Source organism: Roseibium aggregatum, assembly GCF_014692675.1.
In the GTDB taxonomy this organism is placed as follows: domain Bacteria; phylum Pseudomonadota; class Alphaproteobacteria; order Rhizobiales; family Stappiaceae; genus Roseibium; species Roseibium aggregatum_C.
Genome location: NZ_JABFCZ010000003.1, coordinates 250,894 through 269,595, shown reverse-complemented (window position 1 = coordinate 269,595; position 18,702 = coordinate 250,894). Strand labels below are relative to the sequence as shown.

Genomic DNA, 18,702 nt, shown 5'->3' with positions numbered 1-18,702 from the left:
CGCGCTCGCCGTAGGACAGGCACACCACCGTCACGTCGTAGCCGCGCTCCTCGTGCAGCGCGATCGCACCCCCGCACCGCCACACAAAATCTGCCGAATGCGCACTGATTACCAATGCCGTTTTCTTGTCGGACATGGTCAGTCCCTTTCTCTTAACTCTCCAACCGGCAAAGCGCCGTGGGTATGGAAACTTCGATTGTCTTCAGGCCCCGGGCCTGGCCTTTCTTGCGGTTCTCTTCCCGGTCAGGCGCAAATCTCGCCCGCCGGACTACTAGCCTCGCATCGTCAGACGGAACGGACGTTCCGTGCACATTTCCTCAGCGGTTCAACGTGGCCGGGATGGGCAACGTCAAAACAGGGCTCCGTCATTCTGACCTTCCTGATGATCCGCGCCGGGCCGTCGCCCGGCCCGGACCTAGTTGATCATCGTGTTTGGCAGGATGAGCGAGATCTGCGGGAAAGCCACCAGCAGCGCCAGCGTCGCCAGCATGGCGAGCCAGAACGGCATCACCCCTTTGAAAATCGTGCCGAGGGGAACATTCTTGGCGACCGACTTCACAATGAAGACGTTCACGCCGACGGGCGGAGAAATCAGCCCCATTTCCAGAGTGAGAACCACCAGCACGCCGAACCAGATCGGATCGATACCCAGCTGGGTAATCACGGGGAAGAAAACCGGCATGCTGAGCACCAGCATGGCCAGGCCTTCCAGAAAACACCCGAGCACCATGTAGCAGGCCAGGATCAGGATCAGCGTGCCGATTGCAGGCAGATGCATGCTGCCAAGCAGATCGCCGATCGCCTGCGGGATGTGGCTCAGGGCCAAAAACTGGTTGATCAGGTAAGCCGAAATCAGAATCAGCATCACCGTGGCGGTGGTCACCACGGAATCGCGTGTGGCGTTCCACAGCCGGCGCAAGGTCAGGGTCCGGGAAAAGGCGCCGTAGATGATCACCAGGCCGGCACCGACGGCCGCTGCCTCAACCGGCGAAAAGAGACCGCCGTAGATCCCGCCGATGGTGAGAAGGATGACCACGAGGATCGGCATGGCCCCGACCAGAGCCTTCGCCTTTTCCGAGATGGTCGTCTTCGGTCCGGAGGGCCCCATTTTGGGATTGATCCAGCACAGCACCGAGATGGTCAGCACGAACATGGTCAGGAGCAGAATGCCGGGAAGAACGCCCGCCAGGAACAGGCGGCCGATGGATTCCTGCGCCAGGATGGCATAGATCACGAAACCCGCGGACGGCGGGATCAGGATGCCCAGTGTTCCGCCTGCAGCCACGACGCCTGTCGACAGCCGCGGATCGTAGTTGAACCGGTCCATTTCGCCGAGCGAGACCTTGCCCATGGTGAGGGCGGAGGCAACGGAAGAGCCGGACAGGGCCGCAAAGCCGCCGCAGCCGATCACGGTTGCCGAGGCGAGCCCGCCCCGGACGGACCCGATAATGGCATAGGCCGCGTCATAGAGCCGTCGGCTCATTCCGGTTTCGGTCGCCACATTGCCCATCAGAATGAACAGGGGCACCACGACCAGTTCCGCGGACGACGCGACGGTAAAACTGCTGGAAGCCAGCGAACTCAGCGCCGATTTCGTGCTGTCGAGAACGGCGATGCCGGCCAGGCTCACCGAAAACATTGCAAAGGCCACAGGCACCCGCAGGGCCATGAGGATGAGAAGGACGGCCATGCCGATCAGGCCGATGAGGGACGCACTCATAAAACTTCTTCCCGCTCCTGCATATGTTGGATCGGTTTACCGCTGACCGCGATTCCGAACCCGCGGATCAGCATCCCGAGCGCGGTGATGAGGGACATCGCCACGACGGCGTACTGAAACCACGCCTTGGGCAGATAAATGATGTTGGTCGCAAGATTGAGCATCCGCGACAGCGCGGCAGATTCCCAGACCGTCCAGGCAATCGCGCAGAAGATCACGGCGCCGAGCAAGGGCGCCAGGACATCGCCGATCCACAACACGCGCGCCGGAAACATCCGTTCGAACACATCGACGGAAACGTGCCCGCCGACCTTGTCGCACAGCGCCATGCCGCCGAACACGACCAGAACCATGGCCATCTGGCTGATGTCCTGCGCCCCGATCAGCGGCGAGCCGAAATACCGGCCGATGACATCGGCCAGAATGACGCCGACCTCGGTCAGAAGACCGAGGGTACCGACGAGTGCGGACAGGCTGATCAGCCTGTCCGCCCAGCGTGTCAAATGCGCATACACGGCGACGTGTTACTCCCCGCGCATCGTCTTGAGGACGATTTCCGCATTCCGGCCCTTCACGATGTTGTCCGTGACCGGGAGGGTAATCGCGCCGAAGGCTGCGGCTTCGTCGTCGGAAAGCTCGATGACATTGTTGTCACCGGCCGCCTTCAGGGAATCGATCACCTGAAGCGCTCGTGCGTTCCAGCCGTCTTCGGCGCTCTTGGAGAGCTTCCGGCCGCTGTTGTCCATGATCGCCTTCTGGAACTCCGGCTTCAGGCCGTCGAAACGTTCCTTGTTCATCACAAGGTAGAAGGAAATGCGGCCGAGCGGGGCGCCGATGGTGTAGCTGTTGGCCACTTCGTCGAGCTTGAAGTCGCCGACGGCGCTGGCGCCGGTGACGACACCGTCGATCAGACCGGTCTGCAGCGAGTTGTAGATTTCGCCGGCCGGCATCTGCACCGGTGTTGCACCCAGCGCTTCAATGACGGAAGCGGCCGCCGCACCGGACACGCGGATCTTCAGGCCCTTGAGATCTTCCGGCTTGCGGATATCCCGGTCCTTCATGATGAAGATGTTCGGCTCGGACAGCCACAGTGCCAGCGGCACGGTGCCCGGAAACTCCCGGTCCAGCAGACCGGCGTCATAGGCGTTCCAGATCGCGTCGTAGCCGGTTTCGCCCGGCTTCAGCACGCCCGGCAGCTCGGAGATCATGGTGTTGGGGAACTGGGACGACGTATAGCCTTCCAGGCCCCAGGTGATGTCGGCAACACCCTGGACGGCGCGGACATACTGCTCCAGCGGACCCTTGCCGAGCGCACCGCCCGGATAGACGTCGATCGTCAGAGCGCCGTTGGTTTCGGCCTCGACACCGTTCTTCAGCGGCTCGACGGTCGATTTGGTCAGGGTGTGCGCAGGCGGCACCCAGTGCGCCAGCTTCAGGGTTTCAGCCTTTGCCGGAACTGCCGCAGCCATCATAGCCACGCCACCGGCGGCCGCGGCGCACATCAGAATGCGGCGCAGGGATCGATTGAACATATGGTAACCTCCCATTACTCAGACACAGGGCCGCCCTTTGCACAGACGGCCTGGATAAGGAGAGATTACGCTAAAAACGCGCGCTTGACGAATTCGTTTTAAGTGAAAATCATAAGTAATAGTTATTGATCTCGCACCAGAGCCATAATCAAAATCCGCCGGAGACCGCCTCCGGAAACTTGAACGCCTTCAGAATTTTCTAATTAATTATTTGATATTTATATATCTTTTTTCGAACATTTGCTTACGCAGCAAATTGATGGCGACGTGCCCAGCTCTGTTCCGCGCAAAAGAAAAAATTTATCACGAAATACGGGCGCTGCGGATTTCTCCGCAGCGCCTCTTCTCCAGCCAACAGCAGCCGGACCGGAGTCCGGCGATCTGATGCTGCTTATTTGGTGCCCTTGGTACGCCAGCTGTCGGCGTAGTTCTCGCGGGCTTCGCGGGCATAGGGCGTCGGAGCGATCCGGACGCGGATTTCCGCCTGCTTGTGCTTTTCCGTCGACGTCTTGCCGGTGGTTTCCGGCTCGCCCCAGATCAGGGTGAGGACATCGCCCTCCTGGACGCTGGCATCGACGATGCCAAGCGACAACATGCAGCGTTCGTTGAAGGAATAGCCGTTGAACATGGACATGCCGACCATCTTGTCGCCGTTCATGATCATGTCGGCGCTGGTGGATGCGTAGTTCGGTTGCGGGAAATCGATCCACTTGTAGGGCGTACCGTCTTCGAAGCCGGAGGCGATGACCTTGAGGACATCGTCCCGGTTCCACTCGAAGGTGACCTTCTTGCGGTTGGTCTGTTCCTTCATCTTGGTGAGCGCGGCCTTGCCGATGAAGTCGTCCTTCTTCCAGCCGATGTAGAAGTCATAGCCGAGTTCGAACGGATTGACGTAGTAGTCTTCGATGTTGTCGGAGACGAACGAGCCGCCGATGGAACCGGCCGCCTCGTAGGAATCCGCACCGAGCCACTGGCGGTATTCGGCCAGCATGCCGTCGCCGGTGTAGATGCCAGGCAGCGGCGACGGAATCCAGCCGGATTCCAGGGTATTGGTCGAATAGGCACGGCTACCGCACAGAACCAGGTTAACACCTGCGTCCCGAGCCGCCTGCAGGATCGTGGCGTGGATGTATGCCTTGTCCTCGTAGGGACCCCAGATTTCCAGACCCGGTGCACCGGACATGCCGTGGCGAAGGGCCTGAACCTTCTTGGAGCCGACGTTGATCCAGTCGACGTGGAAGAACTTGATGTCCGGAACCGGGCCGCCGTTCATCTTCTCGAAGATCTTCGGCGCGTCGGGGCCCTGGATCTGATAGCGGTAGTGGGTCCGCAGAACGCGTTCTCCGTCCGGACGGGAGGGCGAACGGGGGTCGTGCTTGATGCGGACATTCCAGTTGCCGTATGCGGCGCAGAACTGCAGCCAGTTCGAGGTCGGCGCACGGCCGACGAGGATGAACTTGTCCTCGCGCTCACGGAAGATGATGTGATCGCCGATCACATGACCGTTCGGGGTCACCGGCACAAAGTGCTTGGCGCGGTTGAGGTTGAAGTTCCCGAACGCGTTGATGCCGTGATGAGCAAGGAACGCCTCTGCCTGGGGACCTTCGACGATCAGTTCGTCCATGTGATGGCACTGATCGAAAAGGACTGCCGACTCGCGCCAGGCCCTCTGCTCGTCGCGCCAGTTGCTGAACTCCGGAGCCACGACCGGGTATACATACATCCCGATTTTCGAATTGCGCAGCAGGTTCACGGCACCGCCGCTTTGGGACAAAACCGCTTCTAGGCTGGATGCAGACATAATTCTTCCTCCCTGGGACAGAAACTAGATGTATACATTCCTTATCAAAAAACGCGCTGAATGCCAGAAGAATTTTCAGAATGTATGCTTTTGCCTCTGCGGCGCGTCCTGGCAACCGGCGCCCTTATCCCCCCGGATTCAGGTCTTGATGAGCGCCAGGCTTGCCACGTTCTGGACCATGCCCGCCTTTTCCTTCATGACATATTCCAGATCCCGCCGGGCGGTACGCGCATGTTCGCGGGCAAGCGCCTCGGCCCTCGCCCCCTCCCTGTTCTTGATCGCCGCGATCAATTCACGGTGCTGGGCCTGGGCGAGCTCCAGCGACCCCCGCCGGCTTTCCATCTGCATCTTGTCGGGCAGGAAAGCGGAGGGGGACGCGAAAGGCAGATGAACCACACGTTCCAGTTCGCGCTGGATGATCCTGCTGCCCGAAAGCGCTGCAAGCTTTTCATGAAATTCGGCATTCAGCTTGGAATAACTGTCGAAATCGACATCGCCATTGTCTTTGAAACAGGCGTCGATTTCATTGACGACGTCCGTGATCCTGGCGAGATCTTCCGACGCGACACCGCGCTCCGCGGCCAGCCGGGCGACCGTTCCTTCAAGAACACCGCGCAATTCGATGGCATCGATCACATCATCCAGACCGAATTCCCGCACAACGAAGCCGGCGCTTTTGGCCCGCTCGAGCAGACCTTCTTCCGCAAGGCGCGACATCGCCTCGCGGACCGGTGTGCGGGAGATGTTCAGCATCTCGGCAAGGGGAACCTCGAACAGGCGTTCGCCACCCTTGAATTCCCCGCTCAAGATCCGTTGCCGAAGTTCCGTCAACGCCCGGATCGTGTGGCTGCTTCCCCCTGTGTCCGACATTCCCTTACCGCTACTCCTGTTTCCCGATGCAGATGAAAATTTGCGGCAAGTATACATAACATGTCGCGCTTGGGTGAGATTCATCGCAATTTCCACGACGGCGACTTTTCCGTCGGGATTCCTGGGCCAAAGCCGGATGAACCGAATTGTTCGTAAACCCGCGAGATGTTTGATAAATGTCACGGAGGGCTGGCATTACCGTTGTTAGTGTTTAGGGTCAGGACTCACTAATTTTACACATTCTGCGGGAGTGGCTTTGTCTGCTGACAAGGCAGAGAGCCGCAGGAAACCATCCGGTTTTCAAGGGTCTCTAACGCTGTCAGGAGGCAAAGACGCCCCGCCCTTCGGGTTTGCCAGGGAAGGCCGGCCTGACCGCAAAATCGAGCTTGGATAGGAACAACCTGTCCTGCACTCGCTCTTACGCTCATTCCAACCTTCCCTGGCAAACAGAATGAGCAAAATTAGTGGGTCCTGACCCTAGACAGCAGTGGAGGTTTCTATGTCGGGTCGCGGATTTCTTCTCGGGGCTGCTGCCGCTGCGGCCGGCCTGATGCTGGTTCCAGGCGTCGCCGCCGCTGTGGCCCGTGCCGGCCGGCCGGTCATGCGCGCGGCGATGAAAACCGGCGCAACGGCCTATGACGAATTCCGCAAGGCCGGGGCCGAGGCTTACGAACATTTCGAGGATATGGCGGCCGAAGTCCGCGCGGAGATGAGCGGAACGCCGGAGGAAGCCGCCACGGCGGAAGACACCGCCCACGCTGCGCCCGATGCGGCTCCGGGGCCGGACCGTGCCTGAGACGGCGTCCCCCTTTCCCGTTTATATCGCCCATGCCACAGACGGGCGGGCCCGGCTGCGGGCGGTCGGGAAACCATCGGACGACGCGTGGCATTCCGCCCTGAATGCCCTGGCGGTTCTGCCCGGCATCACCCGGACCCTTGCGCGCCCCAATACGGGAAGCCTGATCATCGAGGGCGATCTTGCGGAAGCGGCGCTTCGGGAGCTTCTGGAGACTGCGGATTTCCTGAAACTGAAACCGAAACCGCCCGTCCCTCCCCTTGGCATGGCATTGCAGCTCGGCGTGCTGCAGACCGACGAACAGGTTCGCAAGGGGACCTTCGGACAACTCAATCTGCATACGGCGCTTGGCGCCATTCTTCTGGTGGCGGCAGTGGTTCAACTCGGACGGGGACGCGTTTTCGGCCCAACCGCGACGCTTCTGGTCAATGCGCTGGCCCTTCTGGAAAGCGGGTCCAGGCCACGCTAGACGGTCATTAGAGAGACAGGGGCCGGTCCCAGGGCAAGTCCATGTCGCTCCGGCCGAAATGACCGTAGCGGGCAAGCGGACGGTAAAATCCGTTTTCGGAAGATGCCGGCAGCGTCCACAGGCCCAGTTGCTCGATGATCGCCCCGACCCTGAAATCGCATTTTTCCGCAAGCAGCGCCGATATGGACTGTTCCGGTTTCACGGCGGTGTCGAAACAGTCGATCTCGATGCTGGCCGGTCCCGGCTCGCCGGGAACGTAGGACAGTTGCACCTCGCATTCACGGGCAAGACCGGCAGCAACGACACTCACGGCCGCCTGGCGGGCGGCATAGGCGGCGATGCGGTCGATGCGTGACGGATCCTTGCCGCTCAACGCCGATCCGCTCTGGCGGGCATAGCCGCCGTAAAAATCGCTGGCCGTCTTGCGTCCGGTCAGCCCCGCATGAGCTTTCGGACCGCCTGTTCCCGGCACAGGATGAACCGAAAAGCGGATATCGCCAGCCGGTTCCAGATCCCTTCCGGCCATGACCGGGTCGACAATTCCGGCTCGAAGCTTTGCCGCCAGTTCGTCTTCGGCGGTTCGCTCCTCCCCGCATGTGAAAATTCCGAGCGCGATGCCCGTGACTTCCAAAGGTTTGCGGTTTGCAAACCGGACCGCGACCTGCGCCTGGGCATCGGCGGCCAGCCAGGAAGAGAAACCTGTCTTTGCCGCCTTTTCCAGCTCCAGGCAGATGTCACGGGCACAGACGATCGGCAACGGCATGCGCTCCGGCGTCTGGTCGCAGGCAAAGCCGAAGGCGGTCGTCATCCGGGTCGCGACGGCGTCCGCGAGCGCGACCGGACCGACCAGCTCCGGCGTTTCCACCAGATCCAGAATAACGGTCGTCGGCGCCTCGCCGTCCGGCTGGGCATAGCCCTCCTCCGCCAGGACCCGCCGCGCGACACCGGCGGGATCGAAGGACAGCGGCGCGCCGTGACGCACCGACAGAAACACCACGCCGCTAGCCAGCGCGCATTCGGCAACGCACCCAACAGCCGGAGTGCTTTTCAGGCAGGCATCGACAATCGCATCGCTGATCTGGTCGGAAAGCTTGTCCGGGTGGGCGGCGGTGACCGCCTCCGACATCAAAACGAAATCACGCATGGGACGGGTCCTCCGGATCCAGATGCAATTGAATGCTGCGCCGCGCGAGCACGGTCGCCAGGGGGATGGCCGCGGCCCCGAACGACAATGCCATGTCCGAAACCCGCAAGGGCGCAATGCCGAGCAGACGGCGCAGGAAGGGCGAGAAGAACGGCAAGGCGCCCAGGGCGACGATCCGAGCAGCGCAAGGTCAAGCGTCCGGTTCTCAAACAGCTTCTCGGGATGGAGCTTTCTCGGATCGGTCCGCTGGCAGACGAGCGTGTAAAGCAATTGGGCCTGGGACAGGGTCAAGAAGGTCATGCCCCGGGTTTCAGGACCCGGACCGTAGCGGGAAAGCCCGACCAGATGGGACAGGAGCGCGGAAAACGCGATCACGCCGCTGTCCTGCGCCATGCGGGCGAAATCGCGCTCCGGCACGATATGTTCGCCCGCCTTTCGCGGCGGACGCTCCATCACGTCCGGATCCGGGTCGGCGAGCGCGAGGCCCAAACCTGGGAACACATCGGTGACCAGATTGATCCACAAGAGTTCCATCGGCGTTTCGAGTTCTCCCGGCCCATGCAGGGCTTCCAGGATCGAGACCGCGATTTCCGACATGTTGGTGGTCACCAGATATTCCAGCGAGCGGCGGATGTTCCGGTAAATGGCTCTTCCTTGCGCGATCGCCTCTACGAGGGTTTCCAGATTGTCGTCGCGGATGACGACATTGGCGACATCCCGGGCAAGTTCGGTCCCGCTCTCGCCCATGGCGATACCGATATTTGCCGCCGCCAGCGCCGGCGCGTCATTCACCCCGTCTCCGGTCATGGCGACGACCCTGCCGGTCGCCTGAAGCGCCTTGACGATGGCAAGTTTCTGATGGCTGGCAACACGGGCAAACACATGGGTGTCCTGGGCAAGGCCCGCCAGCAGGTCCGGCGACAGATTGGAAATCGATGTCGAGTCGATGACACGCAGCGCACTGCCGCCGCTCAAATCGACCTCGGCCGCGACGGCCGCGGCCGTGGCCGCCTGATCGCCGGTGATCAGCACCGGCCGGATGCCGGCACGGCGGATCTTCCGGATGAGCGCCTTCGCTCCCGGCCGCACCGGATCGATCATGGCCAGCATGCCGACGAACTCCAGGTCTTCCGGTTCCGCGTCCGGCGTGTCGGCATATCCGCGTGCGAACGCAAGAACGCGGGCCGGACGGGCGGCAAGGCGTTCGTTGAGTTCGATGATCCTCTTGCGGTCCGAGGCGTCCAGCGACACGGAGCCTTCGCTCGTCAGGAGCCGGCCACACCGGCTCAGAACCTCCTCCGGAGATCCTTTCAGGGTCAGGAGCAGACGGCCACGGCCATCAAGGGCGTTAACGCGGACGTAATCCGGGGCATCCGCGTGAAGCGTACCCATCCACGGCCGGCCCGGCTTGCGTTCAATCGTTCCCTTTCTCGGATAGCGCTGCCGCAATTGGCCGGCATCGATCCCTTGCGAAAGCGCAAAGCCCAAGATGGCATGTTCCGTCTGGGACGATCCGTTTGCGGCCCCATCCTGGACCGAGGCATCGTTGTTGAGCACGGCCAGCTCCGCGAGCGTGCCGAGTTCCGCCCTTCGGTCGAGCGACACCTCTTCCCCACCGGCGACCGCGGTCACCACCTTCATGCGGTTCTGCGTCAGCGTGCCGGTCTTGTCGAGACAAAGCACCTGCAGGGCGCCCATGCTCTCGACCGCACTCAACTGCCGGATCAGGATCCCCTTGCGCTGCATTCGGCCGAGACCGAGGGAGAGGGTCGTCGTCGCCACCATGGGCAGGCCTTCCGGAACGGCGGCGACCGCGAGTGCCAGCGCATCCTTCAGGATCATGGACGCGGAATAGCCGCGCAGAAGCCCGACGCCGGCAAAGACGCCGCAGGCTGCCAGGCTGGCGATGGCAAGCTTGCTGCCGAGCCGGTCGAGTTCGGCTTCCACCGGCGCCTGGGGACGGGTTGCGGTGCTCGACAGGCGTTGCAGGCGGGCTGCCTCCGTATCGCCGGCGGTGGCGACCACGACCGCCCGCCCCCGGCCTTCCGCCACGATGGTGCCCGCATAGAGCATCGTCGACCGGTCGCCGATCGGGGTATCCTGCCCGAGACGGTCCGCGTCCGACTTGGGCACGGGCATGCTTTCGCCGGTCAGGGCGGATTCGTCCACCATGAGCCCCTCGATGGCGAGGAGCCTGGCGTCGGCGGGGACCAGGCTTCCGGCGGAAACCAGAACCACATCCCCCGAGACCAGCCTGCTCGACGGCAAGCCGAGAACCGTTCCGTCGCGCAGGACCCGCACGGGATGCTCGCTCTGACCGGTAAGCGCATGGATCCTGCGCTCCGCCTGTCCCTCGGTCACGTAGCCCAGCACGCCGTTGAGGGCGACGACGGACAGCGTGGCGACCGCATCGGCCACACCTCCGGTCGCCAGGGAAACCGCTGCGGAGCCCACGAGCATCATCACCGGCAAGCCTTCGAACTGCTTGGCAAGCAAAGCCAGATTGGACGGGCCGGCTTCATGAGGCAGGATATTCGGGCCGTGACGTTTCAGCCGCACCTCCGCCTCGCGGCTGCCGAGACCGGCACTTTCGTCGGTCCGCAGTTTCGCCACCACGTCTCCCGCAGACCGGCTGTGCCAGTCGGGCGCTGCGCGCGGCGGCGAACGAACAGCCGTCTCCTGCCGGTCGCCGCCCTGCCTTCGATACTTGGCATAGGATGCCGAGACGTGCGGTACGGGCTCGTCGATCAAACCCAGAATGCCGGAGACCTGGTTGCGAATGTCGTCCGCGGCGATCGTGGAATCGTAGGTCACGATCAGGCTGCCGGTCGTGCTGCGCGCGGTGGCGCCTGTAACCCCGGCCAGGCCGAGGACATGATGCACAAGATTTCTCGCCCGCGCCGGCCTGTCCAGAATCGGCGGGATCTTCAGGCGCAAACGGCCGGGAACGGCAGAATGTACGATTTCCGGCATCATGGCATTGAGCGTCACGGACGGTCCTTCGCGATCGGACCAGCTTATCGCATTTTCGCTGCAGATATTTGACAAGGCTCAAGCAAGGAACGCAAAAGCGCTTTCAGATCAGTGTTTTGCAAAACCGAGCCTGAATCGGATTTCATGATCGTCCGCAATTGGCCGGACGGATAAGGCAAATTCCCTTTTGGATGAAATCGTGTTGCAACCGGGAACGGCTGGATTCAGGGGCACGGCGCGGTTATGACAATTTTATGTTCCCCCCGGATCCGCAGAAGACATCAGCTCACCGCGCGTTCAAAAACAGCGTTAATTTTGTCTTGCGTCAGGGATACAGTCGAAACTACCTTTCCGTTTGGCTCGAAAATGCACAACCAGTGCTATTGGTTCGAAGTTGAAGGCGGTTTCCAGGAAAGTGACTGCGATGAGCAAAGACGATAAGAACGCCCTGAGCGACTCCTTCAACGCCGATGCCTATTGGGGAAAGGCGGCCGCCAGCATAGAGCAACAGCTCGCGGACATTCTGGCGGAAGCCCGAAAAAGCAATGTCGATCCGTTCGTCCGTTCCATCTGCGGTCAGATGTTCGATCATACGCAGCCTGAAAAGCTGGTTGGCTGGCAAGCGGAATTGTTGATAGAAGCCGTAAGCGAGCTCGTATACTGTGCGAAGTCCCAGCTGGAATCCCATACGTGACGGCCGATATGGCGAATGATTTTGTTGTACGTTTCGATCTGGACGACATTTTCCGCGGCGGCGCCGATGATACGGCGCGCACGCTGCTGGACATATGGCGCACCAACGGTGGGCGCATTTGCGACGACATCGCCGGATATACCGATCAACTCGTGATCCTGGACGGACAGCCGCAGAAGACGGATTCACCGCAAGTGCTCTTCCACGGGGTCAATTCGCTGCTCAAGCGAAATCTGGGCAACACCCCGGTGACGGACAGTCCGCAGATCAAACGAAACGATTTTTCCGCGGACTACCGTCGCATGTGCGCCCAGGCCTATTTCGATACGGCATCGGACATGCAGCCGATATTCGATCTGGTCCGGGTGTCCCGGCCGATGGTTTCAGGCGAATATCAGCAGCAGACCTATCACCGGCTGCTCCTGCCGGTGTTCACCGATCAAGGCGCCCGGTTCACTCTTTGCTATTCGCTGGATTTGGAGCCACACCGATATCCAGTGGCGAATTCGCGACAATCGCAACTCCCTGAGGCGGACACAGCAGGAAGCATAAATCAGAATATGCCCTGTTTTCCGGCGCTGCATCCCAGATAAAGCCGCTCGGCCAGACAATCGGAAACCCCCAGCGGAACGGCAGGCCCTTGGCTGCGTGGTGGCGTGCCATCCAGCCGTAAATGTTGGCCGGACGCCATTCCAGGTAACATCCGAGAATACACAGGCGCACCAGATAGGCCGCGACATCCGATCCCGCCAGGGCGGGGTCCACGGAGGTATCGCCGATATAGGCGAACGGCCCGGTCAGACCTGCCGCGAACGGGACGGAAGCCGGCGACAGGCGGGCATGTCCGCCCCCGTCCGCCCGGTAATTCCGGTACCAGAACCGCTGGATGTAGTCCCGCAGGTCCCAGCCGGCCACGTCGTCATACCGGTTGGCGGTGGTACAGACCGTCCGGCCGGCTTCGTCATGTCCGGTGACGCCGAAAAAACGGCTCGGCGGCAACGTATTCAGATCATCGCGAAAATATTCGCCGACAATCCGCTTCTTCGATTCCGCCACGGCCGCGGTATAGCCGGGGACCGTCTCATGCCAGCGGAGCTCGGCAACGCCGAGCTCCGTCAGTTTGCCGCAAAGCGCAATCACCGCTCTGGACAGGTCCAGGGTGTTCAGCCCTTTCCGCTCCGTTTCGGCTGCGGCAATCCTGGTATTCCATGCTTTGACATCTTGAATAGTCATCACTTTTCTCCATGCGGACAGATGCGTGAGAAACGCATCTCTCTGCTCCCGGTCCGCACTGTCCCCGTCGCAAATCCGATCATCCGCGGCGATCGAAATCCGGCCCGGAAGCGATTGGAACTACCCTCACCGTCAAACCGCATGACGCGCGGCCACTGACCAAGACAGATTTACCAGCCTGTGCGGTCACACGTTCTGATATGAGAGTCCCTGCAGCACACAACTGAGGGATTCGTATAATGACCGCCTCCGTACAAAACGCACTGTCCGCACTCGGCAAGCTCGAGGAAGGCCTTCAGGAACTCGGCCACGAGCGGCTGAGATCCGTGGCGGATGTCGTCGGGAAATGCCTGCGCTCGCTGGCCTCCCAGGTCGAATTCTACGAAAGCGCCAAAGCCCCGCTGCGCAGCCTGATCGTCGACCAGGACGGCAAGGAGACGCAGCAGGTCACGGGGATGCGGATGGAAGCCATCCACCTGAAAGGGACGGATCATGTGGTCTACGGCAAGCCGGAGGCAATCGCGGCCCTGCGCCAGCTTCTCCCCGAAGCAAGTGCAGATGACGACAGCTGGGAGGTCTATTTCTGAGGGGGCGCAGGCGGCGGAGCATCGATGAAACGCCGGGCCGCGGCAGCCTGCCGCGGATCGGCTTTTTCCATCAGCGCATAGGCCCGTTCGGCCAGGTCTGGCCTGCCGCCGCGGACACCGGCCTGAATGGCCAGCCGCAACGCCTGCGGATCCTCCGGCAGCGCATTCAGGATGAACTCCGCATGCGGCAGCATGGCCTTGAACCGTCCTGCCAGCTGCAAAGAGACCAGCAGGGATAGCCGGGCATTCAGGGAGTGGGGGACCTGATCGACCGCCGCCCGGTGCAGAATGACCGCATCGTCAAACAAGCCGGCCATCGCCAGCGTGCGACCGGCATCGAGATAGAGACCTTCATTTTCCGCCGACATGCAGGCGGTGCGGAGCTTTTCGATCAGCGTGACGGCGGCCTGTCCGGCTTCGGCCGATGCAATCGCCTCCAGCGTCGTTTCACACTCCGCCAGTGCCTTGCCAAGTTCTCCCTGGACCGTTGCGGCATCCGATGCGCTCCGGCCCTGCAGCAGGTTTCGCACGTCCCGCGCCGGCAGGGCCTCGAAACGCCCCTCCCCGCCTCCAGCGGCAATTCCGGCGAGCCGGCCGTTGGCATCGACAAGCGCCCCGCCGCTCACACCCGGCTGCATGAAGCTCGTGACCTGAAGCCGCCCGAGATCCGCCGCCGGATCGGGCGGCAGAAGCATCGCGCCCGGCTGGAACACCCGGATCTGCCGCTGCGCCACGTCGGCGCCGACCGCATAGAGAGCCGCGTTCAGGTCGGCGTCCGTATCGGGTTTGAGAACAAGACCGTCTTCGGGCAAGCCCTCGACTTCGATCAGCGCCAGATCGCCCCTGTAGGCGGACGGCACCACCTTGCCTTTCAACGGACCGCCCGGCGTGAACACCGTCACGTCGCTGCTGTCGGCGACCACGTGACGGCTTGTCACCAGAAGTGTCTTTCCGATGCGAACGGCGCTCGCCAGCGGATCGAAACTTTGCACCGGGAACACAGCCTGCCGTGTCCTGCAGACCGCCGCCGCGTAGGGGCAATCGGGTGTTCCGGTTACCGACGCATCGGAGTCGGGCGAAGACGGCGCTACGGCGCCGAAGGAAAGGAGCGCTTTGGCGTCCTGTCCGGCGCGCACATAGGCGACTTCGGCCGTTCCGCCGGGACGAACGAGCGCCAGTGCACTGATAACGTCGCGGGGGTGGCGGACGGAGCGGCCGGCGACCTTAACCAGCAGGTCGCCGACCTGAAGTCCCGCCTTTGACGCCGGTCCGTCAGAGAGTGAAGCAACCTTGACGCCGGCCCGGATCGCCAGTTCCGACCGCGGCGGCAGTTCCAGCCCCCAGCCGGCCGACACATAGTCGACCTGCCCATCATCCTTGAGGCCCTCCACCACGCGTTTGAGCAGGTCCGCGGAGACCGCGAAATTGACGCCGATATTTGTGTCGGCAGCCGACGCAAATATTGCGGACATCATGCCGACAAGACGGCCGTCTGCGTCTACCAGCGCGCCGCCGGAACTGCCCGGATTGGCCGCGGCGTCGGTCTGGATGAAATCCTCGATCCTGTTGAAGCCTGCATTGGCGACATGGCGGGCGGAGACCACGCCGCAGGTCACCGACAGGTCTAGGCCATAGGCATTGGAAACGATGCAGACCGGTTCGGCGAGAGACGGTTCCGGTGCGTAGGTAAACACGGGCAGCTCCGCATCCACGTCCAGCAAAGCGATATCCGATGCCTCGTCGAAGGCCGTCAGCCGTGCAGGCAGGATCCGCCCGTCGGCAAGGCGCACGTCAATGCGCGGTTCCGGGTTGCGGGTGGCCGGCTGCACCACATGGTAGGCGGTGGCGATCAGGCCATCCTTGCCGATGACAACGCCGGAGCCCTCAGGCGCCTTGCCGGCAGGCGTTCCCCCTCCGCCCTGCGGCTTTCCGGGCCAGAGCGGCAGAACGGAAACAACCGATTGCAGCGTCTTTTCGGTAAAGGCCTCCGCCCGTCCGCTTCCGGCCGGAAGCAGGCAGACGAACGCCAGTACGACCACGAGACAATTGCGCAAAAGGGACGACGACAACTGCGAAAACATTGGTCCTGCTCCGGATCGATCGGGAAGCCAGTTCCCGAAAACATGGACATTTTCGGCGAAAAGCCAAGGAAAAGGGAACACCTGCCGCCCGGCGTCCAATTCTCACTGCATTTCATGGACCGTGTCAGCATTTCTTCTTCTGGACGGAACCGCTGCGGATGATAAGCTCAGGTTGACCGGGAGGAGGTCCATGCGTCTTTCGACATGCCTTGTTTTTCTGTTGCTTGGCCTTGGTCTGGCGAAAGCCGCCACGGCGGGGGACAGGCCGAGGCCGTTTGCGGCCTTCGACATGGCCGGTCCCTCGATCCTGCACGATCCGTTTGACCTGGCCTTCGGGCCCGACGGACGGCTCTATGTTGCCGACAAACGGGGCGACAGGATCGCGGTGCTCGACCCGGAAACGTTGAACCTTGTCGAATCGGTTGCCTCCGGCCAGGTGCCCGACGTGCACGACATCTCCTTCGGCAAGAACGGTGACGCCGCAGTCGCAGCGACCGGCCTCGGCGCGGTGCTGATCTTCGACCGGCTGGAAGGCGAGAAGCCGCAGGCGTTCGACTTCCTGCCTGCCTCCAGCACGGAAGGAGTGCTCGCCCATTCCAACGGCCGGATCTACGCCACGACCGGAGCGACGGGACGGCTGGTCGCCTTTCAGGACGGCGAGGAAATCGGTTCCGTCGGAGGACTGTTCGGAACCCATGACGTGGCCGAAGCCCCCGACGGCAGCATCTGGGTCGCCTGCACCCGCAACCGGCGGCTGGTCAGATACAGTCCGGACCTGAAGGAACTTCAGGTTCTCGATCAGCCGAAATTCGGTTTTCGCGCCCCACGATATCTCGATATCGATCCCAGAGGCCGGCTGGTGGTTGCCGACAGCGACGCGCAGAGGGTTCTGCTGATCGATCCGGACGGGCCGGACGGCGGCACGCTTCTGGGCGTGCTGGGGGACGGGTCTCCGGGAGCAGGAGCGAACAAGTTCGCCAATCCGGAAGGCGTCGCCATCCGCGGCAACGACTATTATATCTCCGATTCCGGCAACAACCGCGTTGTGCGCTATACGATCGTCACGAATTAGGAAAACCCTTGGAAGAACCCGTTTCCCACCCGGCCAGTTCACATCCCCCCAAATTGCCTCCGGTTTATCTGCTGGTTTTCCTGCAGGCGGTCGTGTCGGCTGCAAGCCTTGTGGTCGAGATCGTCGCAGGGCGCATGCTGGCGCCTTACGTCGGCATGTCGCTTTACACCTGGACCTCGATCATTGCCGTGGTGCTGGCCGGGTTTTCGGCCGGTCACTGGGTCGGCGGGCGGCTTGCCGAACGGCCGTCCTCCACAGGCCTGATGGCGACCGGGCTCGGGCTGGTCGGGGCGGCGCTCACGACCGCAGCCGCCGTTTTCCTTCTGCGCTGGAGTGCGGAGCCGATCATCACCGCGCTGACGGCCCCGATTGCCTCGATCACGGTGCTTTCCATGATCGTTTTCTTCCTGCCGTCGTTCTTCGCCGGCATTCCGGCCCCCGTCCTTGCGCGTATTGCCGTCGACGCGGACCGCGCAAAAGCCGGACGGGCCCTCGGCGCGATGTTTGCCGCCGGCGCCCTGGGCGCCATCGCCGGGACCCTGCTGGCCGGCTTTGTCTTCATTTCCTACCTGGGCTCCATCGGCACCCTGGCCGCCGTCACCGTCACCTATGCCCTTTGCGCGGCCCTTCTCCTTGGCCTTGCCCGCCGCAAGACCCCGGTGATCGTTCCGGCAGCCATCGTGCTCGTCGCGGCGCTCGCCATTGCCGGCTCGGGACTGGCGGCGGAAAATCCGTGCAAGCGGGAAAGCAACTATTTCTGCATCCGGGTCGTGGATATCTCGCCGGAGGTGAAAACACCGGTCCGGCTGATGGTGCTCGACCATCTCGCCCACGGCGTTTCCGCGCGCGACTATCCGGAGGTCATGTTCACGCTGCATGCCTCCATGCTGGAGCTGATCGGCCGAACCCGGATGGAAGACCGGCCGTTTTCCGCCTTTTTCATCGGTGGCGGCACCTATTCAATCCCCCGGTCCTGGGGGCCGAAGCCGCAGATCGATGTCACCGTTGCCGAGATCGATCCGGCGGTCACCGAGATGGCGGAAAAATACTTCTGGTTCGATCCGTCGGTTGCCCGGATTTTCCACGAGGACGCCAGGCGCGCGCTCGCCTCCCGGCCCGACAAATACGACGTGGTGATCGGCGATGCCTTTACCGACATCACCGTGCCGCAGCACCTGGTCACCAAGGAGTTCTTCGAACTGGTCAGAAGCCGCCTGACCGACGACGGCGTTTACCTGATGAACGTGATCGACCATGCGGACCGGCTGCAGGCGCTGGAAGCGATCACGGCAACACTCCGGTCCGTCTTTCCGGAAGTGGAAATCTGGGTCCAGAACACCGGCCAGCCGCTGGAGGGACGGCAGGTCTTCATCCTTGCCGCCGGCAATTCCCGCTCGAAGACCTCCAGGCTGGAGGGGCTCGATCCGGAGCCTTATGAGGCCGGACGGCTCACGCAGGATACGGTGCGGCGTCTGACGACCAGCGAGCATGCCCTGATCCTGACGGACGACTACGCTCCGATCGACCGTCTTATGGCACTGCAAGAATGACCTTACGGCAGAAATGCGCGCGTTTCCGCTTGATCAGCGAATTTCCGCAATAACCAAAATACGTATATATACTAATCACTTAGCAATTCGTAATTGCATATTTCCCCGGTACCGCGCCTAAAATACGGCCAAACCCGCGGACAACGGCAGGTTCGATCTTGCTGCGGCGCAATAATTGCG

15 protein-coding genes are annotated in these 18,702 nt (G+C 62.2%); 6 read left to right on the top strand and 9 right to left on the bottom strand.

The window, feature by feature from the left end; genetic code table 11:
* The 6 genes from HK439_RS03685 to HK439_RS03660 form a co-directional block, all read right to left on the bottom strand.
* Window positions 1–136, bottom strand: a 136-nt coding sequence (locus HK439_RS03685) for a PIG-L deacetylase family protein (protein WP_190290010.1), incomplete at its 3' end; no start/stop codon positions are given.
* A 279-nt stretch (window positions 137–415) separates the two neighbouring features.
* Complete coding sequence (locus HK439_RS03680; protein WP_190290009.1) at window positions 416–1,720, bottom strand: TRAP transporter large permease; 1,305 nt, start codon at window positions 1,718–1,720, stop codon at window positions 416–418.
* Window positions 1,717–2,235 (bottom strand): TRAP transporter small permease, encoded by a 519-nt coding sequence (locus HK439_RS03675; protein WP_190290008.1) that lies wholly within the window; start codon window positions 2,233–2,235, stop codon window positions 1,717–1,719. The genes HK439_RS03680 and HK439_RS03675 overlap by 4 nt, the downstream gene beginning before the upstream one ends.
* Window positions 2,236–2,244: 9 nt before the next feature.
* Complete coding sequence (locus HK439_RS03670) at window positions 2,245–3,252, bottom strand: TRAP transporter substrate-binding protein (RefSeq protein ID WP_209011536.1); 1,008 nt, start codon at window positions 3,250–3,252, stop codon at window positions 2,245–2,247.
* Between the two features lie 391 nt (window positions 3,253–3,643).
* A complete protein-coding gene (gene ligM, locus HK439_RS03665) occupies window positions 3,644–5,053 on the bottom strand; it encodes a vanillate/3-O-methylgallate O-demethylase (protein WP_190290007.1) in 1,410 nt (469 codons plus the stop codon).
* A gap of 138 nt (window positions 5,054–5,191) precedes the next feature.
* On the bottom strand, window positions 5,192–5,923 hold the full coding sequence (locus HK439_RS03660) for a GntR family transcriptional regulator (protein ID WP_190290006.1): 732 nt from the start codon (window positions 5,921–5,923) through the stop codon (window positions 5,192–5,194).
* Window positions 5,924–6,422: 499 nt separating this feature from the next.
* On the opposite strand from HK439_RS03660, the gene HK439_RS03655 reads away from it, so the two are divergent.
* Together HK439_RS03655 and HK439_RS03650 are read left to right on the top strand one after the other, a co-directional pair.
* Window positions 6,423–6,719, top strand: coding sequence for a DUF5132 domain-containing protein (locus HK439_RS03655; protein WP_190290005.1), 297 nt, complete (start codon window positions 6,423–6,425; stop codon window positions 6,717–6,719).
* Window positions 6,712–7,188 carry a hypothetical protein gene (locus tag HK439_RS03650; RefSeq protein ID WP_190290004.1) on the top strand — a complete coding sequence of 159 codons (477 nt, stop codon included), beginning with the start codon at window positions 6,712–6,714 and terminating at the stop codon, window positions 7,186–7,188. Before HK439_RS03655 ends, HK439_RS03650 begins: the two co-directional genes overlap by 8 nt.
* A 7-nt stretch (window positions 7,189–7,195) precedes the next feature.
* Here the strand turns inward: HK439_RS03650 and HK439_RS03645 are convergent, their stop codons facing one another.
* Window positions 7,196–11,323, bottom strand: coding sequence for a methionine adenosyltransferase domain-containing protein (locus HK439_RS03645; RefSeq protein WP_190290003.1), 4,128 nt, complete (start codon window positions 11,321–11,323; stop codon window positions 7,196–7,198).
* Between the two features lie 406 nt (window positions 11,324–11,729).
* Between HK439_RS03645 and HK439_RS03640 the strand changes: the two genes are divergently transcribed.
* Complete coding sequence (locus HK439_RS03640; RefSeq protein WP_190290002.1) at window positions 11,730–11,999, top strand: hypothetical protein; 270 nt, start codon at window positions 11,730–11,732, stop codon at window positions 11,997–11,999.
* Between the two features lie 453 nt (window positions 12,000–12,452).
* On the opposite strand, the gene HK439_RS03635 is transcribed toward HK439_RS03640, so the two are convergent.
* Complete coding sequence (locus HK439_RS03635) at window positions 12,453–13,232, bottom strand: hypothetical protein (RefSeq protein WP_190290001.1); 780 nt, start codon at window positions 13,230–13,232, stop codon at window positions 12,453–12,455.
* Between the two features lie 239 nt (window positions 13,233–13,471).
* Between HK439_RS03635 and HK439_RS03630 the strand changes: the two genes are divergently transcribed.
* Window positions 13,472–13,819: a hypothetical protein gene (locus tag HK439_RS03630; protein WP_190290000.1), complete on the top strand. Its 348-nt coding sequence runs from the start codon at window positions 13,472–13,474 to the stop codon at window positions 13,817–13,819.
* On the opposite strand, the gene HK439_RS03625 is transcribed toward HK439_RS03630, so the two are convergent.
* On the bottom strand, window positions 13,810–15,900 hold the full coding sequence (locus HK439_RS03625; protein ID WP_190289999.1) for a trypsin-like peptidase domain-containing protein: 2,091 nt from the start codon (window positions 15,898–15,900) through the stop codon (window positions 13,810–13,812). The two genes, HK439_RS03630 and HK439_RS03625, sit on opposite strands and share 10 nt — an antisense overlap.
* Window positions 15,901–16,090: 190 nt before the next feature.
* Here HK439_RS03625 and HK439_RS03620 point away from each other — a divergent pair, with 190 nt between their 5' ends.
* Entirely contained in the window at window positions 16,091–16,972 is an 882-nt protein-coding gene (locus tag HK439_RS03620; protein ID WP_190289998.1) for an NHL repeat-containing protein, read from the top strand.
* 8 nt (window positions 16,973–16,980) lie between these two features.
* Complete coding sequence (locus HK439_RS03615; RefSeq protein ID WP_235987551.1) at window positions 16,981–18,522, top strand: fused MFS/spermidine synthase; 1,542 nt, start codon at window positions 16,981–16,983, stop codon at window positions 18,520–18,522.
* Window positions 18,523–18,702 lie beyond the last annotated feature (180 nt).